We start from the raw sequence: 14,593 nt of genomic DNA on the forward strand, positions 1-14,593 counted from the left end.
CTTGCGGGTGGCGCGGCGGCGCGGCCGGGCCGGGGTGCCCTCGGCGGCGCTTCCCGGCGCCGGATCGGCGGCCTCGGCCACGGCGCTCACGACGCCCTCCGATCCGGTCGCGGCTGCCGCGACCGGCGGGCCGGCGGGACGCGAGGCCACACGGCGACGACGGCGCGGAGGCAGCGTGTCGCTGGGGCTGTCGTTGTTCTCGTTGATACCGGCGGTGCCGGTCTCGTTCGACTCAAGCATGCGGGCGGTTCTCCCGTCACGCTCCCGGGCGCCGCGTCGTGGTCCGGTCCGGGGCCGCGTCGCGCGGTGCGCGGTGGCCGCCGTCCGGGGCGCGGGCGCCGCACGGGAGCTGTATGTCTGGCTCGCCGGTTCCGTACGCCTTACTGCGCACGGCCTGGCGAAAGTCTCCTGTGTCTGTACGCGGCCCGACCCAGATGGCTCCCGAGTACGAGGGCCGCGCTTCGACGACCGGTCCTACGCGGAACCTGCACCTTCGGGCGCCGTCGCGACAGTCGTTCCGGCGGCCATGGATGGTGCGGCCGTGACTGCCTCGCGGTCGGGCGCGAGCGGGTCGGTCACCGTGCCGGACTCCTCGTCGAAGAGCCCCTGCGCCAGCCGCGTCACCGCTGCGGGGACGGGCGGCGCCAGGTCGGCCACAGCGCGGAGACCGGACAGGACGTCGTCGGGCCGTACGGCAGGTGTCACGTGCCGAACAACCAGCCGCAGTATCGCACAGGGCCCGTCCGCGGGCCTATCGGCAGGCGGGGAAACGACCTCCAGCCCGGCCACGGCGGCCCGGGCGTCGAAGGTCCGCATCCCGTTCTTCGTCCTGCGCTGCACCTCGACCGCGTCGGCGGCCAGGAACGCCGCGACGGCCCGTTCCGCCTCGGCCGCGTCGACCCCGTCGAGCCGCAGCTCCCATACGGAGGCGGTCAGCCGGTCGGCAAGGCCGGACGTGCGGGCCTCCACGGCGTCGACGATGTCGAGCCCGTCCGGCAGGGACCCGTCGAGCAGTTCCCTCAGCATGCCGGGGTCGCGGGGCGCGGTGAGCGCGATCTCCAGGTACTCGGCCTCGGAGCCGGTACCGGTCGGGGCGGCGTTGGCGTACGACACCTTCGGGTGGGGCGTGAAGCCGGCCGAGTACGCCATCGGCACCCCGGCGCGGCGAAGCGCGCGCTCGAACGCGCGCTGGAAGTCTCGGTGACTGGTGAACCGGAGGCGGCCGCGCTTGGTGTAGCGCAGTCGGATGCGCTGCACCGCCGGTGCGGGCGGCGGGCCTTCGGGCTGTCGCTTGCCCAGTGGTTCTTCTCCTCGGTGCGGGGCGGGCGCGGTGGCGCTCCGCCCACCGGATGCGGGCGGACGGTCCCGGGGACCCTCCCGGATCACCCCCGCGTCTGCGGCGGGGAGACCTACGGGGCGGGCACCACACCGGAATCAGTCCTACCCCCAGGGTACGCGCCACACCGAACGGGTTATCCACAGCCTCCGGCGCCCCGGCCGCCCGGTATGGCGCTCCGCGCTGATCGCCGGGCGCACCGAGACGTGCGCGGCCACCAGGGACTCCGACGGACAAGCCCCTCACCATCCGGGGTGAGGGGCTTGTCGGTGCCGCGGCTCGGCTACTTGACGACGCTCAGCGGCAGCAGCTTCTTGCCCGTCGGGCCGATCTGGATCTCGGTCTGCATCTGCGGGCAGACACCGCAGTCGAAGCACGGGGTCCAGCGGCAGTCCTCGACCTCGGTCTCGTCGAGGGCGTCCTGCCAGTCCTCCCAGAGCCAGTCCTTGTCGAGGCCCGAGTCCAGGTGGTCCCAGGGCAGGACCTCCTCGTAGGTGCGCTCGCGGGTGGTGTACCAGTCGACGTCCACGCCGTACTCGGGCAGGGTCTTCTCGGCGCACTGCATCCAGCGGTCGTACGAGAAGTGCTCACGCCAGCCGTCGAACCGGCCGCCGTCCTCGTACACGGCCCGGATGACGGCGCCGATCCGGCGGTCGCCGCGCGAGAGCAGGCCCTCGACGATCCCGGGCTTGCCGTCGTGGTAGCGGAAGCCGATGGAGCGGCCGTACTTCTTGTCGCCGCGGATCTTGTCGCGGAGCTTCTCCAGGCGTGCGTCGGTCTCCTCGGCGGAGAGCTGCGGGGCCCACTGGAAGGGGGTGTGCGGCTTGGGCACGAAACCGCCGATGGAGACGGTGCAGCGGATGTCGTTGGACCTGGACACCTCGCGGCCCTTGGCGATCACGTTCATCGCCATGTCCGCGATCTGCAGCACGTCCTCGTCCGTCTCGGTCGGGAGACCGCACATGAAGTACAGCTTCACCTGGCGCCAGCCGTTGCCGTACGCGGTGGCGACGGTGCGGATCAGGTCCTCCTCCGAGACCATCTTGTTGATGACCTTGCGCATGCGCTCGGAGCCGCCTTCGGGGGCGAAGGTGAGACCGGAGCGGCGTCCGTTGCGGGTCAGCTCGTTGGCGAGGTCGACGTTGAACGCGTCCACGCGCGTGGAGGGGAGGGAGAGGCCGATCTTGTCTTCCTCGTACCGGTCCGCGAGGCCCTTCGCGATGTCACCGATCTCGGAGTGGTCGGCGGAGGAGAGGGAGAGCAGGCCGACCTCCTCGAAGCCGGTGGCCGCCAGACCCTTGTCGACCATCTCGCCGATGCCGGTGATGCTTCGCTCCCGCACGGGGCGCGTGATCATGCCGGCCTGGCAGAAACGGCAGCCGCGGGTGCAGCCGCGGAAGATCTCGACGGACATCCGCTCGTGGACGGTCTCCGCGAGCGGGACCAGCGGCTGCTTCGGGTACGGCCACTCGTCGAGGTCCATGACGGTGTGCTTGGACACACGCCACGGGACACCGGAACGGTTCGGTACGACACGGCCGATCCGCCCGTCGGGCAGGTACTCGACGTCGTAGAAGCCGGGGACGTACACCCCGCCGGTGCGGGCGAGCCGGAACAGCAGCTCCTCACGGCCCCCCGGGCGGCCCTCGGCCTTCCAGGCGCGGATGATCTCGGTGATCTCCAGCACCGCCTGCTCGCCGTCGCCGATGACCGCGCAGTCGATGAAGTCCGCGATGGGCTCGGGGTTGAAGGCGGCGTGGCCGCCGGCCAGCACGATCGGATCGTCGATCGTGCGCTCGCGGGCCTCCAGCGGGATGCCCGCGAGGTCCAGGGCGGTGAGCATGTTGGTGTAGCCCAGCTCCGTGGAGAAGCTGAGGCCGAACACGTCGAAGGCCTTCAGCGGGCGGTGCGAGTCCACCGTGAACTGCGGCACGCCGTGCTCGCGCATCAGTTCCTCGAGGTCGGGCCACACGCTGTACGTGCGCTCGGCGAGGACGCCCTCACGCTCGTTCAGTACCTCGTAGAGGATCATGACGCCCTGGTTGGGCAGACCGACCTCGTACGCGTCGGGGTACATGAGCGCCCAGCGGACGTCGCAGGAGTCCCACTCCTTGACGGTGGAGTTCAGCTCACCGCCGACGTACTGGATCGGCTTCTGCACATGCGGGAGCAGGGCTTCGAGCTGTGGGAAGACGGACTCGGCAGGCATGGAGGAGAACCTTCATCGTCTGGCAGGGGCGACTCTCTAGCGTAACCCGCTCACGAGTCGCCCCCGGCACGGCGAACCGCACGCCCGGCGTACAGGGGGAAGGCACGCGCCGGTGCCGACGAGCGCCCGCCCGGTCACGTCTCCAGGCCCTTCACCGACACCCCCGCCCACGCCTCCGGCAGCTCGCGTTCGCGGTCGGCGGCGGCGGTCTCCTCGCGCGCGTAGAGCACACCCCACGTGAAGCTCGGCTCGCCCGCCGCGTGGGCCTGCTGGGCCAGGTCCTTCAGGGCCTCGCGGGCGACGACGCCGTCCTGGTGGTCTCCCAGCACGTCCTGGACCCGCTTCAACGACCTGGCCAGACGTTTCGCGGGCCTGCCCAGCGCGGGCCGGGCCAGCTCCGCCGCGTACCGGGCCCGCTTCGCCGCCTTCCGCGCGTCGTGCAGCGCGAGGTCCCGTTCCCGGCCCGGTTCCAGCGACAGGGCGTGCTCCACCCGGGACGCCACGCGCGCGTGGTCCTTCAGGACCGCCTCGGCCAGCACCCCGCCCGGGTCCTTCGCCGCCGCGCCGCGCAGCGGCGGATCCGCCAGCAGGGCCTCCAGCCGGTCCAGGAGGGCCAGATAGCGCGCACTGTCCAGGACCTTCAGCGTCCGGCCCCGGGAGCCGGAGCGGCGGGCACCCGACCAGCGGCGCAGCCGGCCCCGCACCGGGCCCTGGAGCAGCGGGCGCGGAAGCGCTTCGAGGGCGGCCCGCAGCCGCTCGGTGAGCACCTCCTGGTCACGGTCCACGCCCAGCTCCGCGGCCAGCCACCGCAGCTCCTCGCCGACCGGATCGGTCACCGTCCGGTCCAGGACACGGCCGTAGCTGCGGAAGGCGCTGCGCATGCGCCGGGTGGCGACGCGCATCTGGTGGACGGAGTCGGGCTGGTCGCGGCGCACGGCGGCGTCGTAGTCGAGCAGGGCGTCGGCCTGGGCCCGCAGGTGGCCGAGGACGTGGCCGCCGGCCGTGTCCCGTGCGGGCGGCCCGGGGCGGGCCGGTGGGGCGGTACCGGTCTCCTCCAGGGCTCTGGCCAGCTTGGAGGGGGCGGCGGCCGGGTGGATGCCCGCCTTGCGGAAGCGCTTGTCGACGGCGTCCAGCAGGGCCGGGTCTCCCCCGTCCGCGAGTTCGATCTCGATCTCGGCCCAGTCGGCGGTGCCGCCGCCCTCCGTGAGGCGTTCGGTGTGGACGGTGTCGGTGCTCAGCTCCGCCAGGACCGCGCCGTCCTCGTCGACCAGGTGGTGGACGTGGCGCGAGGACCGGACCCGTACGACGGGGACGAGGCCGCCGCCCCGGGTACGGGCCCGGACGAGGCCCGCCAGCCCGCTCGGGACCTCGTCACCGAGCGGGGCGCGGATCTCGTCCCGTACCCCGGGCGCGACCGGGAGCTTCAGGTGCCAGCCCGCGTCGTCACCGCCGGTGCGGCGGCGCAGGGTGAGGGAGTGCGCGGCGAGCCGGAGGTCGGGGGTGTCGTAGTAGACGGCGTCCAGCTCGGCGCGGCCCGCGTCGCGGACGCGCGACACACCGCGCACCTTCGTGAGGTCCGGCACACGGGTGCCGGTGGTGGCTTCGTACTTCCGCTCGATCTCGCGCTTCGTCTCCGCCATGAATCGAACGTAATGCAGAATCCTCCGCGGGACATGGGGCTACGCCGTTATCGGCCGCTGCACCCGGATCGACTGGAGCAGGCCGATGGCCACCCACACCGCGAACATCGACGAGCCTCCGTACGAGACGAAGGGCAGGGGCAGACCCGCGACCGGCATGATGCCCAGGGTCATGCCGATGTTCTCGAACGACTGGAAAGCGAACCAGGCGATGATCCCGGCCGCGACGATCGTCCCGTACAGCTCCGTCGTCTCGCGGGCGATGCGGCAGGCCCGCCACATGACGACGCCCAGCAGCAGGATGATCCCGCCCGCGCCGACGAAGCCCAGCTCCTCGCCCGCCACCGTGAAGATGAAGTCCGTCTGCTGCTCGGGCACGAACTGGCCCGTCGTCTGGTGGCCGTTGAACAGCCCGGATCCGTAGAGCCCGCCGGAGCCGATGGCGATACGTGCCTGGTTGGTGTTGTAGCCGACACCGGACGGGTCCAGGTCCGGGTTGGCGAACGCGGCGAACCGGTTGATCTGGTACTCGTCGAGCAGCCCGAGCACGGCGACGAGTACGGCTCCGATCACGCCCGTGGAGATGAGGCCGAGGATCCAGCGGTTGGACGCGCCGGAGGCGAGCAGCACGCCCAGCACGATGACGATCATGACCATCACCGAGCCGAGGTCCGGCATCAGCATGACGATGGCCATCGGGAGAGCGGCGAGGACCAGGGACTTGGCGACGGTCCTGTGGTCCGGGTGGAGCTGGTCCCCCGCGTCGACCCGCGCGGCGAGCATCATCGCCATGCCGAGGATGATCGTGACCTTGGTGAACTCGGAGGGCTGGAGCGAGAAGCCGCCGCCCAGCACGATCCACGCGTGAGCACCGTTGATGGTGGCGCCCAGCGGGGTCAGCACCAGTATCACGAGCACGACGGAGATGCCGTAGAGGACCGGGACGGCTCCGCGCAGGGTGCGATGACCGAGCCAGATGGTGGCGATCATCAGTGCGAAGCCGATACCGGTGTTGAGGAGGTGCTTGAAGAAGAAGGAGTACGGGTCGCCCTGGGTGAGCGCGGTACGGCCCCGGGTGGCGGACCACACGAGCAGCGCGCCGAGCAGGGACAGGGCCAGCGCCGAGAACAGCAGCGGCCAGTCGAGGCGGCGGACCATCGAGTCGCGGGCGGTCAGCTTCGCCCACAGCCCACCGGGTTCGGGGGTGTAGCGGGATACGGAGAAGGTCGCGTTCTTTCCTGGCATGGCGGTGGCTCAGTCCCTCCACACCGGCGGGCCGGCGACGCCGGGTCGTCCGCCGTCCGTCCCGCTGTCCGTGTCCTGGGGCTTCTGCGAGTCGGGGTCGTACGGCTTGACCGTCGGCGCGTCGATGGAGCCGTCGGGCTGGATCCTCGGCAGGGCCTTCTGGGGCTTGGGCAGCAGGGCCCGCTTCAGGTCCTGGTTGCCGTTGTCGTCGAGACCGTAGATGGCGTCGTAGATGTTGCGCACGGCGGGGCCGGAGGCGCCGGAGCCGGTGCCGCCCTGGGAGATCGTCATGACGATCGTGTAGTCGTCGGTGTAGGTCGCGAACCACGACGTGGTCTGCTTGCCGTAGACCTGCGCAGTGCCGGTCTTGGCCCGCATCGGGATCTTGTCGTTGGGCCAGCCGACCGAGGTGAACCGCCAGGCTGCGGTGCCGCCGGGTTCGACGACGGAGCGCAGGCCCTTGTCGAGGTCCTTGAGGGTCTCGGCGTCGACCGGCAGCTTGCCGTGGACCTTGGGCGTGATCTCCTCGACGTTCTTGCCGTCGGGGCTGATCACGGCCTTGCCGATGGTGGGTTCGTAGAGGGTGCCGCCGTTGTTGATGGCGGAGTAGGCGGTGGCCAGCTGGATGGGAGTGATGAGGACGTCGCCCTGCCCGATCGCGAAGTTGATGCTGTCGAAGGCCTTCAGCTGGTTGCCTTCGAGACAGTTCTCGTAGGCGATCTGCTCGACGTAGCTGCCGCCCTTCTTGCCCTGCTTGCACCAGGAGTCCTTGTTGGCCTCCCAGAACCTCTGCTTCCACTCGCGGTCCGGGATCCGGCCGCTGACCTCGTTCGGCAGGTCGATGCCCGTCTCCGAGCCGAAGCCGAAGTCGCGGGCCGTGCGGTAGAACCAGTCGTGGGCGTTCTTCTTCGGCTTGAGGCCGCCGTCGCGCTGCCACTCCTGGTGGCCGAGGCGGTAGAAGACGGTGTTGCAGGAGTACTTGAGGGCGTCCCCGAGGGTGATGGGGCCGTGCCCCTTGGACTCGAAGTTCGCGAAACTGCGGCTGCCGAGGCTGTAGGAGGCGCTGCAGTTGTACCTGTCGTTGAAGTCGTAGCCCGCCCGTACGGCGGCGCTCGCGGACACCACCTTGAAGACCGAACCGGCCGGTGACTGGCCCTGGATGGCCCGGTTGAGCAGCGGGTAGTTGGAGCCCTGGCCGGTCATCCGGGCGTACTCCTTGGCGGAGATGCCGCCCACCCAGGCGTTGGGGTCGTAGTCGGGCTGGGAGGCCATCGCGACGACCCGGCCGGTCTTGGACTCCATGACGACGACGGCGCCCGCGTCCGCCTCGTACGGGCGGCCGGTGACCCGGTCGGTCTGCTTCCGGACCGTTTCCATCGCCTGGTGCAGCTCGTACTCGGCCACCGCCTGTACCCGGGCGTCGATGCTGGTGACGACGCTGGAACCGGGCACGGCCGGGCTGCTCTCGGCCTCACCGAGGACCCGTCCGAGGTTGTCGACCTCGTAGCGGGTGACCCCGGCCTTGCCCCGCAGGTACTTGTCGTAGGTGCGCTCCAGACCGGAACGCCCCACCTGGTCGGAGCGGAGGAACGGCGAGTCGGTGTCCTTGGCCTTCTCGATCTCCTCGTCCGTCACCGGGGAGAGATAGCCGAGGACCTGCGCCGTGCGGGCCTTGCCCGGTGCGGGGTAGCGGCGCACGGCGGTGGGCTCCGCGGTGATGCCGGGGAAGTCCTCGGCACGCTCCCGGATCTGGAGGGCCTGCTGGGTGGTGGCCTCGTCGGTGATCGGGATCGGCTGGTACGGGGAGCCGTTCCAGCAGGGCTGCGGCGTCTTGGAGTCGCAGAGCCGGACCTTGTCCATGACCTCCTTGGGGGCCATGCCGAGGACACCGGCGAGGCGGGTGAGGACCTCCTTGCCCCGGTCCTTCATCCGCATCAGCTCGGTGCGGGAGGCGGAGACGACGAGCCTGGTCTCGTTGTCCGCGAGGGGCACCCCGCGGGCGTCGAGGATGGAGCCGCGCACGGCGGGCTGGACGACCCGCTGGACGTGGTTGTTCCTGGCCTCGTCGGTGTACTCCTCGCCGTTGCGGATCTGGAGGTACCAGAGGCGGCCGAGGAGGGTGAACAGGAGGGAGAAGACGAGCACCTGGATGACGATGAGCCGGATCTGCACACGGGGGGTGCGCCCGGTCTCGGGAATGTTGCTCACGACGGCGCCTCCCCTGCGCGGCGTGTACGGCTCCGGTCTGTACGGCTCCGGGGGCGGGGGCCACCGCCCACGTGGCTGCTCACAGGCGCTTGACCCCCCTGATGCGGGCCGCCCGGGCGGCCCGGCTGCGGGCGGCGCGGGCGCGCAGTCCGCCGCGCTGGCCGCCGACGCGCAGACCGGTACCGCCGCCGTTCCAGCCGGACGACACGTCGCTGCCGCCGCCGGTGGACTCGGCCAGCGGGTCGCTGTCGGCCCGGCGGGCCAGCGCCATGACGAGCGGCACGGTGAAGGGCGCGAGCAGCAGGTCGTACACGACCGCGGTGAGGATCAGCGAGGTGAGGCCGACGTGCCGGGCGCCGGTGTCCCCGACGAGGGCGCCCACGCCCGCGTACAGGAGGGTGGAGCCGACCGCGGCGGCGACCACCATGGCCATGGGCCCGGCGGCGGAGCGGAGCTGGCCGTTCTCCGGCTTGGTGAGTCCGGCGATGTAGCCGATGACGCACAGCACGAGGGCGTAGCGGCCGACGGCGTGGTCGGCGGGCGGGGCGAGGTCCGCGAGCAGTCCGGCGCCGAAGCCGATCAGGGCGCCGCTGACGTGCCCGTACACGAAGGCCAGACCGAGGACGGTCAGCAGCAGGAGGTCGGGGACGGCGCCGGGGAGGTGGAGCCGGGCCAGGACGGAGACCTGGAGGACGAGGGCGACGACGACGAGGGTGCCGGCGAGCAGAATCCGGTTGAAGCGCATGGGTCTCTACTCCTGCTCCTGGTCCTGCTCGTCGGGCCGTCCGGTGAGCCCGGGTTCGGGTTCCCGCTGGGCGTTCGCCGGGATGTCCTGTTCGCCCTGGGGCAGCAGGCCGTCCGGGCCCGGGGTGACCGTGACGGTGACGGTCGGTACGGGTGTGGGCTTGGGCTTGGCGGGCAGGACCGTGTCGCGGGGGTCGGTGCGGGGTGCCTGGACGACGACACCCACGATGTCGAGCCTGCTGAACGCGGCGTACGGGCGGACGAAGAGCCGCCGGGTCAGATCGCCGCTCGACGGGTCGACGCGGATCACCTCCCCGACGGGGACCCCGGGCACGAACGGCTTGTCGGCCTGGGAGCCGAAGGTGACGAGCCGGTCGCCGGGCTTGACCTTGGCCTTGCCGTTGAGCAGCTGGACGGACAGCGGGCGGGCGCCCTGGCCGGTGGCGAAGCCCAGCTCGTTGCTGCGCTCTATCCGCGTACCGACGGTGAAGTCGGGGTCGTTGGCGAGGAGGACGGTGGCGGTGGTGGGGCCGACGGTGGTGACACGGCCGACGAGCCCGTCGCCGTTGATGACCGTCATGTCGCGCGCGATGCCGTCGTTGCTCCCGGCGTCGATGGTGATGGTCCAGGAGAAGCTCTGCGCGGCTCCTATGGCGATGACCTCGGCCGCCTTGATGCCGTACTGTCCGGCGCCCGCCTTCTTCAGCAGGTCGTCGAGTTCCCTGACACGGCTGCGGTTGCGGTCGTCGCTGCCGAGCCTCGCCTTCAGGTCGGCGTTCTCCCGCTCCAGCTGCGCGATGCGGCTGTGGCGCTCACCGGAGTCCCGTACGGCCGCGATCGCGTTGCCGACCGGGTCGACGGCGGAGGCGACGCCGTTCTCGACCGGGCCGAACACGGTGGCGGCGATCCGCCGGGCTCCGTCCACCGGGGACTGCTCACCGCCCCGGAGGTCCACCGTGATCAGCGCGAACGCGATGGCCACCAGCAGCGCCAGTAGCAGCCGGCTCTCTTTCGTGTCCCTCACGTGGGGCGGCCGTGCCTTCCTCGTAGGAATGTGTGTGCCGTTATACCAGCCGGCGATGAACCAACGATCAGCCGTACGGGCGGCAGCGGCACCCGTACGGCTGATCGTGGACGTGTCACCTGCGCGGCTGCGCGTCGAGCACCTGCTGGAGGGCCTCGAACTCCTCGACGCACTTGCCGGAGCCGAGCGCGACGGAGTCCAGCGGGTCCTCCGCGATGTGGATCGGCATCCCGGTCTCGCGCCGCAGCCGCTCGTCGAGCCCCCGGAGGAGGGCGCCGCCGCCGGTGAGCACGATCCCGCGGTCCATCACGTCGCCGGACAGCTCCGGCGGGCACTTGTCGAGGGTGGTCTTCACGGCGTCGACGATCGCGTTGACGGGCTCCTCGATGGCCTTGCGGACCTCGGTGGCGGAGATGACGACGGTCTTGGGGAGGCCGGAGACCAGATCACGGCCGCGGATCTCGGTGTGCTCGTCCTCTCCGAGGTCGAACGCGGACCCGATGGTGATCTTGATCTGTTCGGCGGTGCGCTCACCGAGGAGGAGGCTGTACTCCTTCTTGATGTGCTGGATGATCGCGTTGTCCAGCTCGTCGCCCGCCACCCGGATGGACTGTGCCGTGACGATTCCGCCGAGCGAGATAACGGCGACCTCGGTGGTGCCGCCGCCGATGTCCACGACCATGTTGCCGGTGGCCTCGTGGACCGGGAGGCCGGAGCCGATCGCGGCGGCCATCGGCTCCTCGATGATGTGCACCTGCCGGGCACCGGCCTGTGTGGACGCCTCGATGACCGCACGGCGCTCGACGCCTGTGATACCCGAGGGCACACAGACGACGACCCGCGGGCGGGCCAGATAGCGCCGCTTGTGGATCTTCAGGATGAAATAGCGGAGCATCCGCTCGGTGATCTCGAAGTCCGCGATCACACCGTCCTTCAACGGCCGGACGGCGACGATGTTGCCGGGAGTGCGGCCGATCATTTTCTTCGCTTCGGCGCCGACCGCCAGGATGCCACCGGTGTTGGTGTTGATGGCGACGACCGACGGCTCGTTGAGGACGATGCCGCGGCCCCTGACGTACACCAGCGTGTTGGCGGTCCCGAGGTCGACAGCCATGTCACGGCCGATGAACGACATTGAGTTCCCCTTGTTTCCCATGAGGAGCGCCGGGCCTTCCCAATAGAGCCGATGGAGCGTTGACGGCTTCTCAGGACGGCGCGCCGGATCGTGTGGAATCAGTGTGGAGCGGAGGATTCCATCGTAGTGCCGCTGATGCGAACACGGCGCGGTGGTCCGCCTCTGTATAGGTGACGAGGTGTCGGACCGATGCGTTCCCGGTCACCCTCGCCATATGCCCGGGGGCGACCGAAATTCCATCGGTCGCCCCAGGTCGACAGCGCTGTATGGCTGACGCGAGGTCAGGAAATGGCGGGGAAGAAAATCTTCAGTTCCCGAATGGCGGACTCCTCCGAGTCCGAGGCGTGGATCAGGTTCTCGCGGACGATCGTGCCGTAGTCGCCGCGGATGGAACCGGGGGCGGCGGCGATCGGGTCGGTCGGCCCGGCAAGCTGCCGGAGACCCTCGATGACCCGCTCACCCTCGACGACGAGGGCGACGACCGGGCCGGAGGCCATGAAGGTCATGAGGGGCTCGTAGAACGGCTTGCCCTTGTGCTCGCCGTAGTGCTGCTCCAGGGTGTCCTGGTCGAGGTGGCGCATCTCCAGCGCGGTGATACTCCAGTCGGCCTTGCGCTCGATGCGGCCGATGATCTCGCCGATCAGGCCGCGACGGACGGCGTCCGGCTTGAGCAGGACGAGAGTGCGCTGGGTCATGGTGAACGGCTCCTTGCAGGCCGGGAGGTGTGCGGTTCCGCCTGAGGTTACCCGGTGTGACGGGCGGGGCGGCACCCACCTCCTGTGAAGGCCTGGTGCCGAACCCGCGTGGCGCCTTGCTCAGAGGCGCCGCGTCTGCGTCGGCTACGCGGCGGGCGCCTCCGCCTGCTCGGCCCAGCGGGCCTTCGCCTCGTCGACCTTTCGGCCGTAGTGGACCGACGCCCACCACAGGCCCGCGAAGACGGCTCCCAGGAAGAACATCATCGGTACGACGAAGCCGCTGGCGATCAGCGCCACCTGGAACGCCCAGCCGAGCTGCACGCCGCCCGGGCGGGTGACCATGCCGCACAGCAGGACCGACAGCAGCATCGCGATGCCGCACACCGTCCACACCGTCCCCGTGGACAGGCCGTCGTCCTTCATCGCGACCAGCCCGGCGAAGCCGACCACGAAGAACTCACCGATCAGTGTCGAGGAGCAGAGCGTACGCATCCGAGTCCTCAGCCCTTTCCACGCAGCAGCAGTCGGGCCTCCCCGACCGTGATCACCGAACCGGTCACCAGCACTCCGGCGCCACCGTACTCGCCCTCTTCCTCCGCGAGGGTGATCGCCGCGTCCAGCGCCTCGTCGAGCCGGGGCTCGACCACGACCCGGTCCTCCCCGAAGACCTCCACGGCGACGGCCGCCAGCACGTCGGGGTCCATCGCGCGCTGCGTGGAGTTCGCGGTGACGACGACCTCCGCGAAGATCGGCTCGAACGCCTCCAGCAGACCCCTGACGTCCTTGTCGCCGCTCGCGCCGACCACACCGATCAGCCGGGAGAACCCGAACGCCTCCTGCACGCCCTCCGCGGCGGCCCGCGCGCCCGCAGGGTTGTGCGCGGCGTCCAGCACGACGGTGGGGCTGCTCCGCACGACCTCCAGGCGGCCCGGGGACGCGACGCTCGCGAAGGCCTGCCGCACCGTGTCCACATCCAGCAGCCGGGCCTGCTGCGCACCGATCCCGAAGAAGGCCTCCACCGCCGCGAGCGCCACTGCCGCGTTGTGCGCCTGGTGGGCGCCGTACAGGGGGAGGAAGACCTCCTCGTACTCCCCTCCGAGCCCGCGCAGCGTCAGCAGCTGTCCGCCGACGGCCACCTCGCGTGACACGACGCCGAACTCCATGCCCTCGCGGGCCACGGTCGCGTCGGCCCCGACCGCCTTCTTCAGCAGCACCTGCGCCGCGTCGACCGGCTGCTGGGCCAGGATGACGGTGGCGCCCTCCTTGATGACTCCGGCCTTCTCCTCGGCGATGGCGGCGGGGGTGTCGCCGAGCCGGTCGGTGTGGTCGAGGGAGATCGGGGTGATGACGGCGACGGACCCGTCGATGACGTTGGTCGCGTCCCAGCTGCCGCCCATGCCGACCTCGACGACGGCCACGTCGACCGGGGCGTCGGCGAAGGCGGCGTACGCCATGCCGGTCATGACCTCGAAGAAGGACAGCCGGTACTCCTGTGCGGCGTCCACCATCTCCACGTACGGCTTGATGTCCTGATACGTCTCGATGAACCGCTCGGCGCTGATCGGGGCGCCGTCGAGGCTGATCCGCTCGGTGATGGTCTGCACGTGCGGCGAGGTGTAGCGGCCGGTGCGCAGCTCGAACGCGCCGAGCAGCGCCTCGATCATGCGGGCCGTGGAGGTCTTGCCGTTGGTGCCGGTGAGGTGGATGGAGGGGTATGCCCGCTGGGGCTCGCCCAGGACGTCCATGAGCGCCGCGATGCGCTGCACGGAGGGCTCCAGCTTGGTCTCGCCCCACCGGGTGGCCAGCTCCGCCTCGACCTCGCGCAGCGCCTGGTCCACGGCCGGGTCGGCGGGCCGGGTCGGCACCGGGTCGCCCTGCGGGGGGCCCGCCTGGGTGCGGAGGGTACGGCTGCCGGCCTCGATGACCGCGAGGTCGGGGTCTCTGCTGGTCTCTTCGTCGACGATGTCGTCGAACCCGTCGCCGTCAGGCTGGTCACCGGGGTCGCTGAACGGAGGCTGCTCACTCACACGCCCCAGTCTACGGAGCCGCGCCCCGTCTCCTGCCGCCGCGTACCGGCCACGCGCGGCGCACCCTCCGTGGGCGGTCCCCGTCATGTGCGGGCTGCCCCGCTGTTCGGGCTGCCCCGCCTCCCGCCGGTGGGCAGTCGGGGTCACTCCGGGGGCTCGCCTCTCACGACGGCTCACCCGGGTCCCGCGCCCATGGCGGGCAATCGCCGCCACCGCTGCGAGGTCGGCCCCCTCCGCGCCCCCTCCCGCCTCTGGCGGCTGCACGCCGACGGGGCCGGGGCGCACGCGCCCCGCTGTGGGCATGCGTTCCGCCGGGGGCCATGGGGTTCC

12 protein-coding genes are annotated in these 14,593 nt (G+C 71.0%); all 12 read right to left on the reverse strand.

Annotation, left to right across the window (positions count from 1 at the left end; translation table 11 throughout):
• Positions 1–240 (reverse strand): hypothetical protein (locus I3F58_RS24995; RefSeq protein WP_275678912.1); only part of this gene is annotated, 240 nt, incomplete at its 3' end.
• Between the two features lie 234 nt (positions 241–474).
• On the reverse strand, positions 475–1,257 hold the full coding sequence (locus I3F58_RS25000) for a TIGR03936 family radical SAM-associated protein (protein WP_240110951.1): 783 nt from the start codon (positions 1,255–1,257) through the stop codon (positions 475–477).
• Between the two features lie 362 nt (positions 1,258–1,619).
• A complete protein-coding gene (locus tag I3F58_RS25005; protein WP_240110952.1) occupies positions 1,620–3,545 on the reverse strand; it encodes a TIGR03960 family B12-binding radical SAM protein in 1,926 nt (641 codons plus the stop codon).
• Between the two features lie 134 nt (positions 3,546–3,679).
• Entirely contained in the window at positions 3,680–5,185 is a 1,506-nt protein-coding gene (locus I3F58_RS25010) for a CYTH and CHAD domain-containing protein (RefSeq protein ID WP_240110953.1), read from the reverse strand.
• A 39-nt stretch (positions 5,186–5,224) separates the two neighbouring features.
• The gene (rodA, locus tag I3F58_RS25015) at positions 5,225–6,430 is read right to left on the reverse strand and encodes a rod shape-determining protein RodA (RefSeq protein WP_240110954.1); all 1,206 of its coding nucleotides are present in this window, start codon (positions 6,428–6,430) and stop codon (positions 5,225–5,227) included.
• Between the two features lie 9 nt (positions 6,431–6,439).
• Entirely contained in the window at positions 6,440–8,638 is a 2,199-nt protein-coding gene (mrdA, locus tag I3F58_RS25020; RefSeq protein WP_240110955.1) for a penicillin-binding protein 2, read from the reverse strand.
• A gap of 79 nt (positions 8,639–8,717) precedes the next feature.
• Positions 8,718–9,383, reverse strand: coding sequence for a rod shape-determining protein MreD (mreD, locus tag I3F58_RS25025; protein ID WP_240110956.1), 666 nt, complete (start codon positions 9,381–9,383; stop codon positions 8,718–8,720).
• Between the two features lie 6 nt (positions 9,384–9,389).
• Positions 9,390–10,406: a rod shape-determining protein MreC gene (gene mreC / locus I3F58_RS25030; RefSeq protein WP_240110957.1), complete on the reverse strand. Its 1,017-nt coding sequence runs from the start codon at positions 10,404–10,406 to the stop codon at positions 9,390–9,392.
• Positions 10,407–10,521: 115 nt separating this feature from the next.
• On the reverse strand, positions 10,522–11,541 hold the full coding sequence (locus tag I3F58_RS25035; protein WP_240110958.1) for a rod shape-determining protein: 1,020 nt from the start codon (positions 11,539–11,541) through the stop codon (positions 10,522–10,524).
• A 281-nt stretch (positions 11,542–11,822) separates the two neighbouring features.
• Positions 11,823–12,236 (reverse strand): nucleoside-diphosphate kinase, encoded by a 414-nt coding sequence (gene ndk, locus I3F58_RS25040; protein ID WP_240110959.1) that lies wholly within the window; start codon positions 12,234–12,236, stop codon positions 11,823–11,825.
• A gap of 144 nt (positions 12,237–12,380) precedes the next feature.
• Complete coding sequence (locus tag I3F58_RS25045) at positions 12,381–12,728, reverse strand: DUF4233 domain-containing protein (protein WP_240110960.1); 348 nt, start codon at positions 12,726–12,728, stop codon at positions 12,381–12,383.
• 8 nt (positions 12,729–12,736) lie between these two features.
• Positions 12,737–14,263 (reverse strand): folylpolyglutamate synthase/dihydrofolate synthase family protein, encoded by a 1,527-nt coding sequence (locus I3F58_RS25050; protein ID WP_240110961.1) that lies wholly within the window; start codon positions 14,261–14,263, stop codon positions 12,737–12,739.
• Between the last annotated feature and the right edge of the window lie 330 nt (positions 14,264–14,593).

This window comes from Streptomyces sp. MUM 203J (assembly GCF_022414595.1).
Taxonomy (GTDB): domain Bacteria; phylum Actinomycetota; class Actinomycetes; order Streptomycetales; family Streptomycetaceae; genus Streptomyces.

What these genes read in the sequence shown, in the direction of transcription:
- I3F58_RS25005 (WP_240110952.1), bottom strand. Translation starts at nt 3,545, where the DNA reads ATGCCTGCCGAGTCCGTCTTCCCACAGCTCGAAGCCCTGCTCCCGCAT.
- I3F58_RS25010 (WP_240110953.1), bottom strand. Translation starts at nt 5,185, where the DNA reads ATGGCGGAGACGAAGCGCGAGATCGAGCGGAAGTACGAAGCCACCACC.
- rodA (WP_240110954.1), bottom strand. Translation starts at nt 6,430, where the DNA reads ATGCCAGGAAAGAACGCGACCTTCTCCGTATCCCGCTACACCCCCGAA.
- mreD (WP_240110956.1), bottom strand. Translation starts at nt 9,383, where the DNA reads ATGCGCTTCAACCGGATTCTGCTCGCCGGCACCCTCGTCGTCGTCGCC.
- I3F58_RS25035 (WP_240110958.1), bottom strand. Translation starts at nt 11,541, where the DNA reads ATGTCGTTCATCGGCCGTGACATGGCTGTCGACCTCGGGACCGCCAAC.
- ndk (WP_240110959.1), bottom strand. Translation starts at nt 12,236, where the DNA reads ATGACCCAGCGCACTCTCGTCCTGCTCAAGCCGGACGCCGTCCGTCGC.
- I3F58_RS25045 (WP_240110960.1), bottom strand. Translation starts at nt 12,728, where the DNA reads ATGCGTACGCTCTGCTCCTCGACACTGATCGGTGAGTTCTTCGTGGTC.